Genomic DNA, 380 nt, shown 5'->3' on the forward strand with positions numbered 1-380 from the left:
CAGTGTGCCGGGCTGGCCGTTCGCGCCGTTTTGGCTCCCTCCGCTCCCCCCCGCGCCGCCGCCCTGGCCCCCGGTTGCGTCCTGGTTGGCGGTGCCGTTGCCCCCTCGTGCTCCCGACTGACTGCCGACACCGCCGGTACCGCCGGCTCGCCGACGTCGGCGCCTCCGCCACCAGCCGCCGTCACCAGCCGTGAGGCCAGGTCGAAGGTCCCGGAACGGACGTCCGAGGCGCCGCCGCCTCCGCCACCGAACAGGCCTGAGGCGCCACCGGCGGCTCCGCGGTTGAAGCCGCCGGTGGCTCCGCCGGATCCCAATGCGTTGCCGCCCGCGCCTCCGACGTTGACCTGCAGCGTTTGGCCGGGTGTAACGGTCAGTGTGCC

General features: G+C 75.0%; 1 protein-coding gene. It reads right to left on the reverse strand.

Annotated features, from left to right (window positions below; all coding sequences use genetic code 11):
- Nucleotides 1-374, reverse strand: a 374-nt coding sequence (locus VR44_RS49295) for a glycine-rich protein (protein WP_425424554.1), incomplete at its 3' end; no start/stop codon positions are given.
- Between the last annotated feature and the right edge of the window lie 6 nt (nt 375-380).

Origin of the sequence: Streptomyces katrae (assembly GCF_000966975.1) — a bacterium.
Taxonomy (GTDB): Bacteria; Actinomycetota; Actinomycetes; order Streptomycetales; family Streptomycetaceae; genus Streptomyces; species Streptomyces katrae.